The organism is endosymbiont of Riftia pachyptila (vent Ph05), assembly GCF_000224455.1.
GTDB classification, from domain to species: Bacteria; Pseudomonadota; Gammaproteobacteria; order Chromatiales; family Chromatiaceae; genus Endoriftia; species Endoriftia persephonae.
Genome location: NZ_AFOC01000084.1, coordinates 1 through 16074, shown reverse-complemented (window position 1 = coordinate 16074; position 16074 = coordinate 1). Strand labels below are relative to the sequence as shown.

18 protein-coding genes and 4 tRNA genes are annotated in these 16074 nt (G+C 57.2%); 6 read left to right on the top strand and 16 right to left on the bottom strand.

From position 1 onward, the window contains the following. The first annotated feature begins 177 nt into the window (after positions 1 to 177). Positions 178 to 621 (top strand): GspH/FimT family pseudopilin, encoded by a 444-nt coding sequence (locus RIFP1SYM_RS12575; protein WP_006475699.1) that lies wholly within the window; start codon positions 178 to 180, stop codon positions 619 to 621. Positions 622 to 747: 126 nt separating this feature from the next. Here RIFP1SYM_RS12575 and RIFP1SYM_RS12570 read toward each other — a convergent pair whose 3' ends face one another. Next, positions 748 to 1413, bottom strand: a complete 666-nt coding sequence (locus RIFP1SYM_RS12570; RefSeq protein WP_139042139.1) for a peptidase M48 Ste24p — start codon at positions 1411 to 1413, stop codon at positions 748 to 750. Positions 1414 to 1602: 189 nt separating this feature from the next. Then, positions 1603 to 1689 (bottom strand) — tRNA-Leu (locus RIFP1SYM_RS12565). Positions 1690 to 1929: 240 nt separating this feature from the next. On the opposite strand from RIFP1SYM_RS12565, the gene RIFP1SYM_RS12560 reads away from it, so the two are divergent. Next, the gene (locus RIFP1SYM_RS12560) at positions 1930 to 2445 is read left to right on the top strand and encodes a hypothetical protein (RefSeq protein WP_005965279.1); all 516 of its coding nucleotides are present in this window, start codon (positions 1930 to 1932) and stop codon (positions 2443 to 2445) included. Between the two features lie 72 nt (positions 2446 to 2517). Here the strand turns inward: RIFP1SYM_RS12560 and RIFP1SYM_RS12555 are convergent. The 14 genes from RIFP1SYM_RS12555 to RIFP1SYM_RS12490 form a co-directional block, all read right to left on the bottom strand. Continuing rightward, positions 2518 to 2593 (bottom strand) — tRNA-Gly (locus RIFP1SYM_RS12555). Between the two features lie 8 nt (positions 2594 to 2601). Then, positions 2602 to 2675: transfer RNA gene (locus RIFP1SYM_RS12550), tRNA-Cys, on the bottom strand. 88 nt (positions 2676 to 2763) lie between these two features. Beyond that, positions 2764 to 2839 (bottom strand) — tRNA-Gly (locus tag RIFP1SYM_RS12545). 81 nt (positions 2840 to 2920) lie between these two features. Then, positions 2921 to 3505, bottom strand: a complete 585-nt coding sequence (pgsA, locus tag RIFP1SYM_RS12540) for a CDP-diacylglycerol--glycerol-3-phosphate 3-phosphatidyltransferase (protein WP_005965277.1) — start codon at positions 3503 to 3505, stop codon at positions 2921 to 2923. 12 nt (positions 3506 to 3517) lie between these two features. Then, positions 3518 to 5350, bottom strand: a complete 1833-nt coding sequence (gene uvrC, locus RIFP1SYM_RS12535) for an excinuclease ABC subunit UvrC (RefSeq protein ID WP_005965275.1) — start codon at positions 5348 to 5350, stop codon at positions 3518 to 3520. 2 nt (positions 5351 to 5352) lie between these two features. Then, positions 5353 to 5982: a uracil-DNA glycosylase gene (locus RIFP1SYM_RS12530; protein WP_005965273.1), complete on the bottom strand. Its 630-nt coding sequence runs from the start codon at positions 5980 to 5982 to the stop codon at positions 5353 to 5355. Then, complete coding sequence (locus tag RIFP1SYM_RS12525) at positions 5975 to 6625, bottom strand: response regulator (protein ID WP_005965272.1); 651 nt, start codon at positions 6623 to 6625, stop codon at positions 5975 to 5977. Before RIFP1SYM_RS12525 ends, RIFP1SYM_RS12530 begins: the two co-directional genes overlap by 8 nt. 198 nt (positions 6626 to 6823) lie before the next feature. Beyond that, positions 6824 to 7315: a DUF1249 domain-containing protein gene (locus tag RIFP1SYM_RS12520; protein WP_005965270.1), complete on the bottom strand. Its 492-nt coding sequence runs from the start codon at positions 7313 to 7315 to the stop codon at positions 6824 to 6826. Between the two features lie 122 nt (positions 7316 to 7437). Then, positions 7438 to 7815 carry a thioredoxin gene (trxA, locus tag RIFP1SYM_RS12515; protein WP_005965268.1) on the bottom strand — a complete coding sequence of 126 codons (378 nt, stop codon included), beginning with the start codon at positions 7813 to 7815 and terminating at the stop codon, positions 7438 to 7440. 148 nt (positions 7816 to 7963) lie between these two features. Then, positions 7964 to 8608: an adenylate kinase gene (gene adk / locus RIFP1SYM_RS12510; RefSeq protein WP_006475694.1), complete on the bottom strand. Its 645-nt coding sequence runs from the start codon at positions 8606 to 8608 to the stop codon at positions 7964 to 7966. Between the two features lie 86 nt (positions 8609 to 8694). Continuing rightward, the gene (locus tag RIFP1SYM_RS12505) at positions 8695 to 9762 is read right to left on the bottom strand and encodes a M48 family metallopeptidase (protein WP_005965264.1); all 1068 of its coding nucleotides are present in this window, start codon (positions 9760 to 9762) and stop codon (positions 8695 to 8697) included. Then, entirely contained in the window at positions 9759 to 10820 is a 1062-nt protein-coding gene (locus RIFP1SYM_RS12500) for a YjgN family protein (RefSeq protein ID WP_005965262.1), read from the bottom strand. Before RIFP1SYM_RS12500 ends, RIFP1SYM_RS12505 begins: the two co-directional genes overlap by 4 nt. 43 nt (positions 10821 to 10863) lie before the next feature. Beyond that, positions 10864 to 11172 carry a hypothetical protein gene (locus RIFP1SYM_RS12495; protein ID WP_006475692.1) on the bottom strand — a complete coding sequence of 103 codons (309 nt, stop codon included), beginning with the start codon at positions 11170 to 11172 and terminating at the stop codon, positions 10864 to 10866. A gap of 234 nt (positions 11173 to 11406) precedes the next feature. Continuing rightward, positions 11407 to 12060, bottom strand: a complete 654-nt coding sequence (locus RIFP1SYM_RS12490; RefSeq protein WP_240991741.1) for a PEP-CTERM sorting domain-containing protein — start codon at positions 12058 to 12060, stop codon at positions 11407 to 11409. A 556-nt stretch (positions 12061 to 12616) separates the two neighbouring features. On the opposite strand from RIFP1SYM_RS12490, the gene RIFP1SYM_RS12485 reads away from it, so the two are divergent. From RIFP1SYM_RS12485 to RIFP1SYM_RS12470, 4 genes are all read left to right on the top strand, one after another. Continuing rightward, entirely contained in the window at positions 12617 to 14077 is a 1461-nt protein-coding gene (locus RIFP1SYM_RS12485) for a multicopper oxidase domain-containing protein (protein ID WP_240992109.1), read from the top strand. Between the two features lie 133 nt (positions 14078 to 14210). After that, complete coding sequence (locus RIFP1SYM_RS12480) at positions 14211 to 15050, top strand: thiopurine S-methyltransferase (protein WP_138921930.1); 840 nt, start codon at positions 14211 to 14213, stop codon at positions 15048 to 15050. A gap of 2 nt (positions 15051 to 15052) precedes the next feature. After that, the gene (locus RIFP1SYM_RS12475) at positions 15053 to 15586 is read left to right on the top strand and encodes a hypothetical protein (RefSeq protein WP_005965254.1); all 534 of its coding nucleotides are present in this window, start codon (positions 15053 to 15055) and stop codon (positions 15584 to 15586) included. Between the two features lie 18 nt (positions 15587 to 15604). Further along, positions 15605 to 15985, top strand: coding sequence for a heavy metal-binding domain-containing protein (locus tag RIFP1SYM_RS12470; protein WP_005965253.1), 381 nt, complete (start codon positions 15605 to 15607; stop codon positions 15983 to 15985). Positions 15986 to 16074: the final 89 nt, after the last annotated feature.

Here is a 16074-nt window from a genome sequence, read left to right as displayed (position 1 = left end):
TCTGGCGGTTCCAGCTCGACTAGTTCCACCCCTGCAGTCACGCCGACCATCGATTACAGCGAAGCCGACGCCGCTGTATTCACTCTGAGCAATGGCCGCGCCAAGAGCCGCAGTATTTCAGTCAGCGTAACCGGACGTGTAGCAACTTCGAATTAATAGATAAAAAGGGAGAACGCCATGAAAAACAACCGTATCTATCAATCGTCAACGAGCACTAGAGGCATGCAGGGCTTTACGCTAGTTGAGCTGTTAACCACATTGACGGTCGCCCTGGTACTGCTGTTGGTTGGTGTCCCCGCTTACAATCAGCTGAGTGCAAACAATCAGATAACGGCAGAAAGCCATAATTTAGTTTCACATCTGCAATATGCCAGAACAGAATCGGTAAAGCGGGGACTGCCGGTCACCATCTGTGCGTCAGATGATGGGGCAACCTGTTCCGGTTCCGAGACATGGAATGTCGGCTGGATCGTATTTACCGATGGAACAGGCTCTAAGGGTGAAGCCGATGGTAGCGATACAGTGCTCCGCGCCTACCTGAGTGACAGTGACAATCTGACACTTAATGCCAATGTCGCTTACATTCAGTACCAACCTGATGGCACCATTGAGTTGAACTAGGCCTGTTAACACCCCCCGCCGGTTTATCGCCCCTCTTCAACGAGGGGTTTTTTCTGCGTCCTGGAGTGACGACAGGATCAGAAAAATAGTTTCTGACTTGCAACTCTACAACCAATCACAAAAAGATCAGTTAACGTGAAACTCGAGAGTAAATGCGCCAAGCCTTCTATTTATGAGGCCCGTTAGGGCATAGACAAACAGCACAACCCCTAACATCTCACAGAGCTCTTCAACCGTGTACAAAAAACTATAGAGAATAGTCGCTGTACCGTGCGCCTCGGCCTCCCTCGCTCCAATCAGTTCCAATCCAATCGCACCCAACAGAAATAATCCACCGGAAATAACAAATTGAATTCTTAGAAGCTTTGGGAGGGAAAAGAGAAACTTTAGGTAGGAGATCAGAAAAACAATAGCGGCAATTCCATAGGGTATTACCCAAGCAAAATAGAACACACCTTCTGCTGGAACAATGTTAGAGACAAGATCACCAATCCCTTCATGAATCTGGGCACCCTCATCAAGCGAAAGAAACAGAAAAATCAACGCAAGCCCAAACCAATGATGGCGATATCGCTCCTTCTTCAGATAGTGATACCGGCTAATCACTGCAAGCAGGATTGCGGCAAACAGCAACGCAAAAGATGAGTACCAAGAGGGTAAATTCCCCTCATAATCGAAATCGAGCAACTCGATGAAATCAAACTGATCCGGATCATTGATCAGGAAATAGATAACCAACTGCCCAATGTGCAGCAACGCAAGCACAAAGATCGTGCCCAACATCAGCCGCATAACAACCTTTCTCGAGATAACGACATTCATGCGCGGTTTATAGCTCGGATAATGTCTCTTTTCCAACGCTCAGCTGGTTAACAGGAAATCCGGCAACCCCGGTTCGATCCCTAATTCATCATAAACTCTTTACGTAGAGATAGGATCGCCAGTGTCAGTGATTCCCTCGCTGGAAGAGGGCGTTAATAGTGGTGCCCGGAGCCGGAATCGAACCGGCACGGGGTTGCCCCCGAGAGATTTTAAGTCTCTTGCGTCTACCAATTTCGCCATCCGGGCATGGACGAGCGACGCATTCTAGCGCATCGAACAGTCAAGGGAAATTTACATCGCCACCCACCCAGAGGAATTGCATCTGAGCCGCCATACCGTGTAGCTTTCCTCTGACGAGGCTCCACCCAATTTGTCACACTCGCCACACCAGGCAAGCCATGAGGCCCCATGGGGCAGTCACCACGACCAGAGAGACTACAGGGATGAAGCACCATCAAGATCTCTTGGCGCCTGCCTGCTGATTGCATGCCTATATATCACTGGCTGCCAGAGTACGCCACAAAAGCCACCCTCCGGAGCGACAGCCGGAGCAAGTCCGACACTGCCCCCGACTCAATCCCTTGCTACCCTCCCATCAGCGACAGAAAACCGATCTCCCCCGCTGCTCACAAGATCCTCTCCATTGGCCAGGAGATGGCACTGGTGAAGCGGGAGATCATTCAGGGAAGTTGCTGGGACTATGCCAACGCGGTCTATAATCGGGCCGGTTACCCCAACCGAAACGGCCAGCGCATCACCATTTTTAAAGGTAAAAAGTCTGGCCCCTATGCCGCCATCGCCTTGATCGAGCCGGGCGACTTTCTCTACTACATCAACCACTCCTATTACGATGTAGAGCACAGCGCGATCTTTATCGAATGGATAGATATAAAGAGGAACACGGCGCTGATGCTCAGCTATGGCGGTGAGCATCGCAAAGCGCCTGCGCGCTATCGCCCCTATGATCTCTCCAGCGTCTACCGGATCATCCGGGCCAATTAGCGCAAGCAGGACAGCGGCAAGCCAGGCCCGCAGGCACAAAAAAGCCCCGGATGTCCGGGGCTGATTGCCATTTGGAGCGGGAAACGAGACTCGAACTCGCGACCCCAACCTTGGCAAGGTTGTGCTCTACCAACTGAGCTATTCCCGCATTCTAGATGGAGGCTTGGGTCGGAATCGAACCGGCGTCCACGGCTTTGCAGGCCGCTGCATAACCACTCTGCCACCAAGCCTAAAACAGTTCCGGACGCTGCCTGAGTGGCGGCAGCAGCCGTGAATCTAACAAAAAAGCCCCGGTACTGCCGAGGCTCTTTCACAATTTGGAGCGGGAAACGAGACTCGAACTCGCGACCCCAACCTTGGCAAGGTTGTGCTCTACCAACTGAGCTATTCCCGCTGCGTCAGAACGAAGCGTATTGTAGCGGCGCGGATGTTGCTGTCAAGCATCAATCAACTGAAACAGCTGATTCATCCCCCTCTACTCTTCCCTTGGCAACACCTCCACCACCGACTGCCCAGAGAGACTTGGCCAGGCCGCGCGCAGGTAGACCACCATCGACCAGAGCGTCAGAATAGCTGAAACATAGAGCAGCACAAAGCCGACCGTGAACACCGGAATCTCCCACAGTGGCTGCTTGATAATTAACAGCAGGATCGCCACCATCTGCACTGCGGTCTTGAACTTACCGATCATCGACACCGCCACCTGGGCGCGTGCGCCGATCTCGGCCATCCACTCGCGCAGCGCTGAGATGGTGATCTCGCGGCCAACAATGATCGCTGCCGGCAGCGCCAGCGCCGGGCTCGGCTCCGCCTCCACCAACAGCAACAGCGCTGCCGCCACCATCAGCTTATCTGCAACCGGGTCGAGGAAAGCACCAAACGGCGAAACCTGCTGCCAGCGTCGCGCCAGATAGCCATCCAACCAGTCAGTGACACTGGCCAGAGCAAACACCGCCGCAGAGAGCACCCTGGCCCCCTCGAACGGCAGGTAGAAGATCAACACAAACACCGGGATCAATAGGATCCTCAACAGCGTCAGGATATTCGGAATGGTCCACACAATAAGAACCCACTAACTCTCTTCATGAAAGGCCTGATAGATCAGTCGCGCCAGCTTCAGGCTAACCCCATCGACCCGTGCGATATCCTCGACCCCGGCCCGGGTCAGCTCCTGCAATCCACCAAACTGCTTCAACAGCCGCTGACGGCGCTTTGGACCGATCCCCGGCAACGCCTCCAGCACCGAGGTCTTACGACTGCGGGCGCGGCGCTGGCGATGACCCGTAATCGCAAACCGATGTGCCTCATCACGGATCTGCTGCACCAGGTGCAGCGCAGGTGAATCCGCCGGCAGTATAATTGGCGTGCTATCGCCGAACAAGAAGAGCTGCTCCATGCCCGCCTTGCGGTCCGGCCCTTTCGCCACCCCCACCAGGGTCAGTCCAGCGATACCCAGCTCGACCAGAATCTCATGCGCCGTGCTCAGCTGCCCTTTGCCACCGTCAATGAAGAGGATATCAGGCAACGCCACCTCCCCCTTCTTGATGCGGGTATAGCGCCGCTCCAGCGCCTGGCGCATCGCCGCATAGTCATCGCCGGGTGTGATGCCATCGATATTGAAGCGGCGGTAATCCGATTTGAGCGGGCCTTCGGCATTGAACACCACGCAGGAGGCGACCGTTTTCTCTCCGCGAGTATGGCTGATATCAAAGCACTCCATACGCGACGGCGACTCATCCAGCCCCAGCGCCTGCTGCAGTCGCTCGAGCCGCCCCTGCATATCGATGCGGCTGGCGAGCCGCGCCTTCAGTGCCAGTTCAGCGTTGTTCAGCGCCATCTGCAGCCAACGTGCCCGCTCACCGCGCAGCCGATGACTGATGCGCACTCGCCGCCCCGCCTGTTCGCCGAGCACCTGCTCCAGCAGGGTCTGATCTTCACCAGCATGACTGAGGATGATCTCCGCCGGCACCGCCTTTTCCAGATAGTACTGGGCGACGAAAGCGGAGAGCACCGCCCCCGCCTCTGCGCCAGCGGGTATTGCGGGAAAGAAGGCCTTGTTACCCAGATTGCGACCGGCGCGGATAAAGAATACCTGGACGCAGGCGGTCCCCGCTTGCAGCGCCACCGCGACGATATCCAGATCGCCCCGTTCGCCGCTGACATACTGACGTTCCTGGATCCGGTTGAGAAGTTTGATCTGATCTCGGTAGAGCGCCGCCTGCTCGAACGCCAGCGCCGCAGAGGCCGCCTCCATGCGCGCCACCAGCGCATCCACCACCGTACTGGTCTTACCATCGAGAAACAGCTCGGCATGGCGCACATCCTCGCGGTAGTCGGTCTCGCTGATCAGGCCGACACAAGGCGCGCTGCAGCGTTTGATCTGATACTGCAGGCAGGCTCGCGAGCGGTTGCGAAAGAAACCCTCCTCGCACTGGCGCACCGGAAACAGCTTCTGCAACAGCTGCAAGGTCTCGCGGGTCGAACCGGCGCTCGGATAGGGACCGAAGTAGCGTCCACCACCCTTGCGTGAGCCGCGTCGGAAACTGAGTGCCGGGAACGACTGGTCGGTGGAGAGATGGATGTAGGGGTAGCTCTTGTCGTCCCGTAGCAGCACATTGTAGCGCGGCTTGAGCGACTTGATCAGATTGTTCTCCAGGATCAGCGCTTCAGCCTCGGTGTGGGTCACCGTCACCTCGATGCGTTCGATCTGGACGACCATGCGCTGGATGCGCAGATTGAGAGCGCGGGTGAAGTAGCTGCTCACCCGCCGCTTCAGATTCTTCGCCTTGCCAACATAGAGCACCTTGTCGTCGGTGCCGATCATACGATAGACCCCGGGCCTGGAGGTCAGCGTCTTGAGAAAGGCCTTAGCGTCGAAACAAGCTTTAGACGACGGTTCACTCATCGTCAGAGAGTCTGCAGCAGCTCTCTGGCACGTGCAAACACCTGCTCGAACATCGCTGTGGTGAGTCTTTTTGTCTGGGTGTTGTAGCGGCTGCAGTGGTAGGAGTCGAGCAGCCGGAGGCCATTCGGCAGGCGGTGTTCAGCCGCATGACCGAAGGCAAACGCCTTCAGCTTCTGCCCGGATGCCTTGAGCACCGCGTTGTGGGCAATGCAACCCAACGCTAGCACCACAGCCCCCTTCTCCAGGCTTGCCAGCTCTTGGCTAAGGTAGTGGTTGCAGTTGTTAATCTCCACCCCCTGCGGCTTGTTCTGCGGTGGCAGGCACTTCACCGCGTTGGTGATGCGGCAGTCGAACAGCTGCAGGTCATCATCTGCCGCCACCGATTCGGCCCGACTGGCAAAACCGTAGCGGTGCAGCGTCTGGTAGAGCAGGATGCCGGCGTGATCTCCGGTGAACGGGCGTCCGCTCGCGTTCGCCCCATGCATGCCCGGCGCCAGCCCCACCAGCAGCAGGCGAGCGGCAGGATCACCAAACGGCGCCACCGGACGACAGTGGTAATCAGGGTGGTCCTGGCGGGTCTGATCGAGGAACGCCGCCAGCCGGTCACAACGGCGGCAGTGCAGATCAAACACTGTCGACCTTGTCGCTGAGAATGCCGTGGCGATAGGCGAGCCGCGTCAGCTCCACATCGTTGCGCACATCGAGCTTCTCATAGATACGCTGGCGGTAGGTGCTGACAGTCTTGGGGCTGAGGCTGAGACCATCGGAGATCTCCTGGTTGCGTTGCCCCTCCAGGATCATCAGCATCACCTGGGTCTCGCGGGAGGAGAGGCCTTGGAAGGGAGTGGCGGAGTGGCGCTTCCAATCGGTGAGGATATGTTTTCTTGCGACATCGGAGGAGACAAAGGGCTGACCACGGAACACGCTGCGGATCGCTTGGATCATCTCATCTGCCGGGCAGCCTTTGGTCAGATAACCCATTGCGCCCACCTCGTTAAGACGAGCAGGGAAGGGCTCGTTATCCAGCATGGTCAACGCCACCACCTTCAAATCGGGAGCAATTCTCAGCAGTCGGCGAGTCGCCTCGATGCCACCAATGCCAGGCATGTTCACATCCATCAGCACCACATCGGGCCGATCCTGCTGCACCATCTGGATCGCCGCTTCACCACTGCCCGCCTCGCCCACCACACTGATGTCAGGCACCTGCGTCAAGATACTCTTGACGCCGGTACGCACCAGTTCGTGATCGTCAACCAACAACACTCTGATCATCTGATTCCTCGCTGTTCAGAGGTATCGCCCACACTGCTTGATATCGGCCTGCACGCAACTGACAGGCGCACATCGTCCCCAGCCTGGGGGGGGGTGCAAACTATTCCGCCGAAGAAGAGACCATTGAGTTTACAAGGGTGGCTTAGATTGAACAACGGAACCGCTCCCGAAGGCTTGTGGGCTGCAAAGCAGATCACATCAGGAGACCACCCAACGCTCTCGGCTGGATGCGTACTCAGGCCCACCGGCGCCAAAGCCATGCCCCTGGATGACACAGAACGCCAGCCATTTGGAGAGGAACAGGTTCAACTTCCAACGCTGCTCCAGGGTCGGGTTATCGCCCCACTTTTTCAAGGGTAAGGCCGACTGGCGCAGGTCGACGATATCGACCTGTTTGGAGTCGTGATAGACACGCAGATTGGCGTCCGGATCAGGGTAGTGGCCACCGGCATGGGGAAAAAAGTAGGTAAGGTGGAGCAAGCTGGTGTAGGGGGTCTGTTCGAGCACCTCCAGATGGAGATCCATACCATGATCGAGACAGGAGAGGGCCCGCCCCTGCATCAACCGAAGTTCTGGCGCAAGCCGCAGCAACAGCCGGTAGTTCTCCTCACTCAGATCGAGCAGCGCGCCCACATTCGGCCTGCCATTCAGCAGGCTCTTTAGACTCCACGGGTAACAGGGGGCTCGCATCGCGTCGGTCCAGACCTCTCAATTCAACACAGGAGGCCATGATACAGCCACTTGCCCCTGCTGCGGACACAAAAAAACCCCGACAGGCCCTAACACCGCCGGGGTCTTTTCGGAATGACCGCTCAGGCGCCCTGGCCGCCCTTCTGCTCTGCTTCGATCTGCGCCCGCACCTCGTCCATATCGAGTTCACTGGCCTTGTCCAGCAGATCACGGAAGCCCGACTCCGGCAACGCACCCGCCTGGGAGAAGATGATGATGTTCTCACGGAAGATCATCAGAGTCGGGATCGAGCGCACCTGGAAGTGCATCGCCAGTTCCTGCTCGTCTTCGGTATTCACCTTGGCGAAGACCATATTCGGATTGTCTTCGGCAACCTTTTCATAGGTCGGGGCGAAGGAGCGACAGGGACCACACCAGGGCGCCCAGAAATCGATGATCACGAAATCGTTATTGGTGATGGTCTCTTCGAACGTGTCCTTGGTGAGTTCTACGACAGCCACAGCATGCCCCTTAACAATTTAGTAAAAAGTTGGCGGATTCTATCAGAATATTCTAATAAGTTCATCCAGCAAATTGCCCGAATTCCCTCAACTGAATGCCATAAAAAAGCCGGGCTTAGCCCGGCTTTTCAGCATTCTTCAGTGAAGATCAACCCAGTCCGCTGAAGATCTGGTCGCGGATCTCGTCCACCCCGCCAACACCGTTGATCTTGATGTATTTGCAACTACCGGCATCTGCCTCTTTGGTGTAGAAGGCGATCAGCGGCTCGGTCTGGTCATGGTAGACCTTGAGACGCGCCTTTACGGTCTCTTCCTGATCATCATCGCGCTGAATCAGATCCTCACCGGTCTCGTCATCCTTGCCCTCCACCTTGGGCGGATTGAAGGTGACGTGGTAGGTGCGACCGGAGGCGAGATGCACCCGACGACCGGACATGCGCTTGATGATCTCCTCATCGGGCACATCGATCTCCACCACCGCGTCGATCGGCACACCAGCCTCTTTCAGCGCTTCTGCCTGGGGAATGGTGCGGGGGAATCCATCGAACAGGTAGCCGTTGGCGCAATCGTCCTGGGCAATGCGCTCTTTCACCATGCCCATGATGATATCGTCAGAGACCAGACCACCCTCATCCATGATCTTCTTCGCCGCCTTGCCCAGGTCGGTGCCCTGTTTAACGTGAGCACGCAACATGTCACCAGTGGAGATCTGGGGAATGCTGTACTTCTCTTTGATGTAGTTTGCCTGGGTACCCTTGCCCGCACCGGGGCCGCCCAACAGAATCACGCGCATGTTCATCACTCCTTAATCTGGTGTAACACTCTTTTCATACCACTCGAGTCTGACACACTATGGCGCAAGCGGACTATTCGAGGCTATCAATGGGCGGATATAGCGACCTTATGCGTCACATCACTAGCCTTTCCCTGCCCCCAATGAGCGATCATCTCGATCCGCTCCTGGGTCATCGGGTGAGTGGAGAGATAGCTCAGCGCTCCACTCTCCTCCCCCCCATGACTCTCCCCAAGGCGTTGGAGCATCCGACCCAGGTGTTGCCGATCCAACCCGGCGCGCTGCATCAGCAAGACCGCATAGCGGTCCGCCTCGCTCTCGAACTCGCGAGAGTAGTGACTCTCGACCAGCAGCACCGGCAGTGCCGCCAACAGTGCCCCACTGGAGGCAGCATCCCCCACAAATAGAGTGGTCAGCAGCACCAGCAGCGAATCCTGCAGCACATGGCGGACCCCGTGGCGATACACCAGATGCCCGATCTCATGGGCAAACACCCCCATCACTTCTGCATCCGCCTGTGCCAGCTCAATCAGCTCATCGGTCACCACCACGATGCCCGAGGGCAGCGCGAAGGCGTTGGCGCCGACCGTGCCGCCAGCTCGGAACTGCAGCTGCAGCGGCGTCGCGGCATCGGCCTCCCGAACCATCCGCTGAAACAGTTGCCGATAGTGCTGCTGTTCTGTCTCTGGCAGCTTAGAGGGTTCCAGCCAACGCTTGTCGAGCAGCGCCAGCACCTCCTCTCCCAGGATCAGGTCAAGCTGGAGCGGCGTGGCAAATGCGAGGTAACGTGACGCCAGCGGCACTCCCTGGGAGATCATCAACCAACCAAGCCCAAGTGCCAGAGACACGGCCAGAATCACATAGCGGTAGCGGCTCTCCAGATGGTGCAACCAGCGCCCCTCCCCTGTCCTATCAGTCAGCGCCTCCAGTTGCAGCATGAAGTCATGATTGGCCACTTCAAGTTTGCCGCCCTCGGGCAGAAAGATCCCCTGAGGCGCACTCCCCAGCTGAGGGGTGATACGCAGTTCCGAGGTCGGCCAGAAGCACTCGCCGGTGGCATACTCGATCCACAGGTCACGGCCATTCAGTGAGACACGAACCCGCCGTGCCTGTGACTGGCGACCATCGAAATAGAGCGCCTCGGTGGTGATCAAAGGCCAAGATCCACATCAAACACATCGCCAACCCCCTCACCCGTGGCGGCCACCTGCTCTGCCTGATCGGCGAGAAAACCATCCAGGTCTTCCTGCGGAATAAACTGCAGCGTCTCCGCCCGGTAGCGGGCCATGCGGATCTTTGCCCAAGGGATCAGCAGACCCAGCGAGAGGATGATGGCCAGCGCATTGGTCAGCAACAACACAATCAACTTGCGTGCCTGCATATAGCTCTCAAAACGATGGCCGTTAAGGTCGGTATGGTTCCAGATTAGGTTGGCGATGCGCGCCTTGATGAAACCATATACCAACAGAGAGCCAACCAGGATTGGCAGCAGGCCCAGCAGGCTGCCACGCATCGCGACCGGCGGCTCACCGGCTGGCTGTGCCGACATCGTCATCACGCTTTCGAATAACCGGCTGCTGAGCACGCCACCCAGGAAAAACACCCCCAGCAACAGCAGTCCGGCCAGTAGATAGGTTTTATAGAACCTACCAAGCGGTGCCTCCATCGCAAATGCGCTCGCTCCATAGCGACTCTGGCCGAGGATGAAACGGCTGCGCCGCTGATCAAAAAAGGGATAGAGCAGACCCAGACTGAGCGGCAGCAGAATCGGCAGGCCGATAAACACTTTGATCGCCTTGGAGTAGTTCTGCTCGAAGCCAAAGCGGATGTTGCGATAGGCCGAGTTGTGTGCACGAAACGCCAGTGCCTTGTTGACGATCCAGGGCATCGCAATCAGAAACAGCAGCGAGGCAAGCAAATCAAACGGTGGTGCGATCAAGGTCAGGCCAAGATAGAGGATAAAAAAACCGACTGCGATCAGGCGCCCTTTGAGGATCATCATCGGCTCGGCCAGATAGTCGAAGGTCGCTCCCGCAAGCCGGGTATTGGCATAGAAATAACGCTGGGTACGCACCTTCGCCCACGCTGAATAGATGCCCAGGGTGAGGATCGTCAGCACCAGATTGACGATCCAGATACGAAAAAACTCTCCGAATCGACCGGTAAATTCAAACGGAAGTAAAGAGGATGACTGCAAATCCTTTGTTTCCATGTCAGGTGACTCTTTTGCTTTCTCCCTGTCTATAAAAATGCCTCTATTTCTTCTCCACCATCCGATCCAGTTTCGGCCGAGGGGAATCCGCCAGCCACTGATCAAGATGCGCCCCCTGCTCATCCACCCACATGGTGTAATCGAGACCGGGACAGACATCCGGATACTGCTCATGGATCGCCTGGCAAAGCTCCCACGCCTGCTGGTTGCGCTGGAACAGCGCATTGTGCTGCGACACCTGACGCAACTGCTCCTTCACTTCCCGCCTGGTAGAGCGAATCTCCATCACCAGAAAAACCAGGATAACGACGAAAACCAGCAACGCCGAAAGTGTCGCAAAATCAAAAGACATGACTATTTTTCCTTGGGATATCAGAGCGGCATACACTAACCGATCAATTCCAGGGTGAGAACCTCAAGCACCAACCAACCACGAAAAGTGGGGCCGATTGGCCCCACTTTCCACATGCCACCTGACCCCCAGCCGCAGACAGAGGCCAGTAGAATGGCTGTTATTTTTCCGACAGATTCAACATCAAAGTGTTGAGCCGCCTTGCCCCTATGTCAAACACTCTGCTTGACCCGTTCAGCTGGACTTTTTACGGAAGCCAAACAGACCACCCACCAAACCGATGCCGAGCAGAGTCAAGCTGCCAGGCTCCGGCACAGAGGCGTTCTCGGTCACCAAGTGAACATTGCTGACAGCGACTGTAGATTCGAGACCGCCATCACTCGGAAGGTTTGAGACAAGCTGAAACTCCATACCAAGCAGGGTCACGCTTGCATCAAGACCTGAGAGATCCCAACTGACGCTGCCAGCATCCGTCCAATTGACGGAAAAATCATCAATCAGAGCACCTGTGTCCCCATTGAAGACGAATGCATAAAACTCATCATCATTGCCCGCAGGCTCAGAAAAAGAGAAGTCAAAGTCCAAGCTCAACAGACCAGTGGGAACATCGATACCAGGATCACCCATAAGAGGGTCGTTCGAAAGCAAGGTGATGCTGAAAGCTGGATTCTCCTCCATCAGAGCCGAGCCACCATCAACCGCCACGGATACGGTTGGGTCAGCATAAAAATCGTTCAGATCAAGTGGGATAACCGCGGCCTGAACGGAGAAGGCCGCCATGGCTAAAGAGCAGAAGGCTAAAGTAAGTTTAGTAATTTTAGTGATTTTTCTCATTTTTTTCGATCCCCATGCTTGATTTTTTTCATGATTGAAGTAGCGATGGGCCACGAGCATACTTCGTGCCAATTTTGTTTTTTGCCTTGACTTCAAATACTTACAACACCCCTCCAAAAACCATACAAAAACTATGTAAATTTCACCGACACCACAAACATCCTTATTCAGGCACCTTGCTACGAGGCACGGCAAATACCTCCATTAGGCTGGACAACCACACAAATAGCAGGAATCCAAGTCCCGATCGGTGGGAAAAAAAGCCCATATACAGGCCATTTCGCAAGGAGAAATCAAACAAATCGCAGGCTCCGCTCCGTCATTTATTGTAAAAATTTCCGACAATTGTCAATGCCATCCCGTTACGGTATAAACGCAAACGCGAACGCCGCACGGGGTAGTAATTATTGCCAGGAACGGGTTCACAGATTCCAATTGAACGACCTCAGAGTTTCCACAAAAAGATCTCGAATTTTACTTAGGTTGGGGTATCTGTGCTGGTCGATGGGAACCTAAAGCATCCATCTTGGCAGCGGCGCCCGCACCGCTATTGGCCTTGCGTCAATACTTCGTTACTTATGCAACACATATAGGAAAGGGGAAAACAACAATGAAAAAGCGAATGCTCGCACTTAGCCTCGCAATGACGATGCCGCTCTTTAGTGGCCAGGCATCGGCGCAGGTCCGTCACCTCTACCTGGCGGCAACCGATGGCTACCACCACCTGCCCGACCACAACGTCTATGGCATCACTCCCGCCACGCTGGCGACCGCCCCCTACCGGAAGGTCTACATGCGCGGCTTCTGCGACGATGTCGACGGCACCCAGGCTGTCCCCGGATGCGCCAACATGCCCGCGCCGATCATTGATGTCACCCAGGGTGACGATGTCTTCGTCCACCTGCGCAACATCGGCAACGCCAACCCCTACGCGCCGGCCGACCCCCACACCATCCACCTGCATGGCATGGAGCTGACCACCCAGAACGACGGCTTCAACGAAACAGCGTTTGAGGTTCCCGACACCCCCGGACAGAACACCGCCGTCTACTACTTCAAGGCGCAGAAGCCCGGCACCTACATGTGGCACTGCCATGTCGAGGCCTCCGAGCATATCACCCTAGGCATGTATGGGGCGATGGTCATTCGTCCACGCCGCGCCACCTTCAACTCGGTCTACGGCGGCAACTATCTCGACCGCTTCGACAAAGAGTATCTGATGGTCCTCACCGATGTGGACACCCGTAGCCGCGACTTCATCCAGCTGGCCGCCGCGCCCGCCGGTAGCCCGGCAGAGGCCGAGCTGCTGCGCCGCTTTGACAAAGACAGCAATGGCACCCTTGAGCCTGAAGAGCAGTATAACTTTACCGACTTCAAGGCCAACTGGTGGATGGTCAATGGCCGCGCCTTCCCCGACACCCTGCTGCCTGTCACCCCTGCCGCAACAACCGCCGCCTGTAACAACGGCACCGGGCGTTCGCTGGTGGTCAGCGACACGGGTGACTTCGAAGGGTGTAACCCGCCGGCCTCCGGCCCGCTCTCCGGCTTCCTGACCGGCAGCAACAACGCCACCAGCTACGCCGCCCTGGTCGACGCCAACTACAACGACAACGTGCTGATGCGTCTCATCAACATCGGTTACACCGAGGTGCCCTGGCACGCCCATGGCTGGCACTTCACCCGCGTTGGTAAGGACGCCAACCCAATCGATCCCACCAACCAGAAGCAGGAGTACACCGTGCATATCGGCTCTGGCGAGACCCACGATATGATCACCCGCTTCAAGGATCTGCGCACCACTGGCGGCTACGCCAGCAACTCGATGATCTCCAACCAGGGTAGCGGTCTGAATGAGATTGCCGGAGCCTGGGGCGTCTATGGGATCGATCCCGCAGCCCACGACAACAACTTGGACGTGCAGTGGTACCCGATGCATAGCCACAACGACTACTTCGTCACCAACAACGGCGCCTATCCTGGCGGCATGGCGGTACTGGTTCGCGCCACCACCGCACCACCACCAGCCGCTTCGACGACCCGTCAGCGCGGTTCAGCACCTCGCCGTCGCTAGATTCGCCTCCGGCTAATCTATAGCAGTCGATACGGGGAGGGCGGCTTCGGCCGCTCTCCCCGCTTTCAATCGTGTTAGATCGAATTCCAGTGGGACACATCCCCCTTCTGGCTATCGCGATGGAGCATTGAATATGCAACTACGATCTGTTTTTTTGACCCTCCCCCTACTCTCTCTCTACCAACCTGCCGCCCTGGCAGACCGCGACCACGAAGCCCCCAGGCACCAACCCCCACCCCGGCACACCACCCCCAAACACATGCAGCGCGCCCCCAGCTCGGGACGGCTGGAGGTCGAGAAGATCATCCTCGGCGGGCGTGGGCTGCAAGGTACCAGGATAGAGGTGCGCTACCGTCTGATCGATGTAAAGGAGTTTCCCGCCCACCCGATGACCACATCGATCGTCGATGATCAGAGCAGGCAGCTCATACAGATCAGCAAGCTGCCGATGCTGGTTGCGCCCGTCCCGGCGGAGAAGGCGGCCTCGACCCCCCCCGGCAAGCTCTACTTCTGGGACCAGGAGGGCATCATCAAGCCAGGCAGCAAGATCTCGGTGATGGTGGCCGGGCTGGCCAGCCTCCACCTCCCGGTCGAGGCCGGCCCCGACTATGACCCGGCGGCCGCACAGGTGGCTGAGGCGGTCATCGAAAAACCCAAGCTCCCGGCGGATGCCACGCTGAAGGTGCATCAAGTCAAGGACTCGGGCAACGGGCTGCTCAATGTCTGGTTCTCCACCACCGGAGTGGACGCCATCACCGCCGGCGCAGAACACACCTACGTGATCAACCAGAAGACCGGCGAGAAGCTCCCCGTGCTGCGCGTTCCCCGCATCGGGCTATTGGCCCCCAAGCACCTAGAACACACAGACGGCTCTTTTATGGTAATCAACAATCAGGGCCGACAGGTGAAGCGCGGTGATCACATCACCGTCGTCGTCGTCGGTCTTGAACAACCCGATGTTCTGGTGGAATAAAGATGCAGTCAGCAAAACCCATACGGCTATTCACTCTCTCTCTCCTGTTATTCGGTTGTCTGGCGGGAGTACGAGCGGAAGAGAGCAAGGCGCCCCCTGCCAACAAAGACCCCAGACTCTACGAAGGGGCCATCTACTACGGCAAAGAGGATCAGATCGAGGATATCGCCGTCCCACTCGGGGGGGTGGTCGGTTCTGACACGGTAGATGGTATCAACGTTGGTCTCTATGTCTTTCAGGCCAGCTCCCCCGAGCGTCATCAACCCGGCGCGAAGGGGCCAACCCACCTGTTCAACATCACCTTCACTGAGGAGGAGGACGGCAACCTCATCGAGCAGGTGCTCGGGGCGCTGATCATCCAGGGGCAAGGGCCGCAGAAGGAGAGCCGCCACCGCATCCACCCCTTCAAATCCCATCAGCAGGTGGCGGTGCGCCTCGAGCAAGAGGGCGAGTACCAACTCTCCGTCGAATATCTGGCCAAAGGCCAGCAGGGCAAGACCAAGGCATTTCCCTTCGTCTATGTACGCAAGAAATAACCCAAGAGCAGGGCCAGCATGAAAACAACCAGAATCCATCTTGCGCTCCTCTCTCTACCACTCATCTTCTCTTCGGCTGACAGCGCCCTGGCGCAGCAGAGCAGAGAGGGCGCGCCAGCGGGAGAGGCGCGCGCCCTCTCCCAGGCGACAACGCCACAACCCCTCTACGCCTGCCCGATGCACCCGGAAGAGACCAGCCACGAGCCTGGCAACTGTCGTATCTGCGGCATGTATCTCGTCAAAGGCGAGGCACACGGCAAGGACATGGGGATGTCCATGAAAAGCGCCATGCCCCCCGGCAAGGTCGACATGCAACTCGCCCTTGCCGCCGCGGCAAAAAAACAGATGCCGAGTAGATATGCCTCTTCCCCAAGGAGAAGCAAGCGGCGCCCCCGGTGAGCAAGGGGGGGATGGAGATGGATTCTGGCATGGCCCACGCTGCTGCCGGCCACCAGCCGGAGATGCCGATGGCCATGGATGCGCCGCAG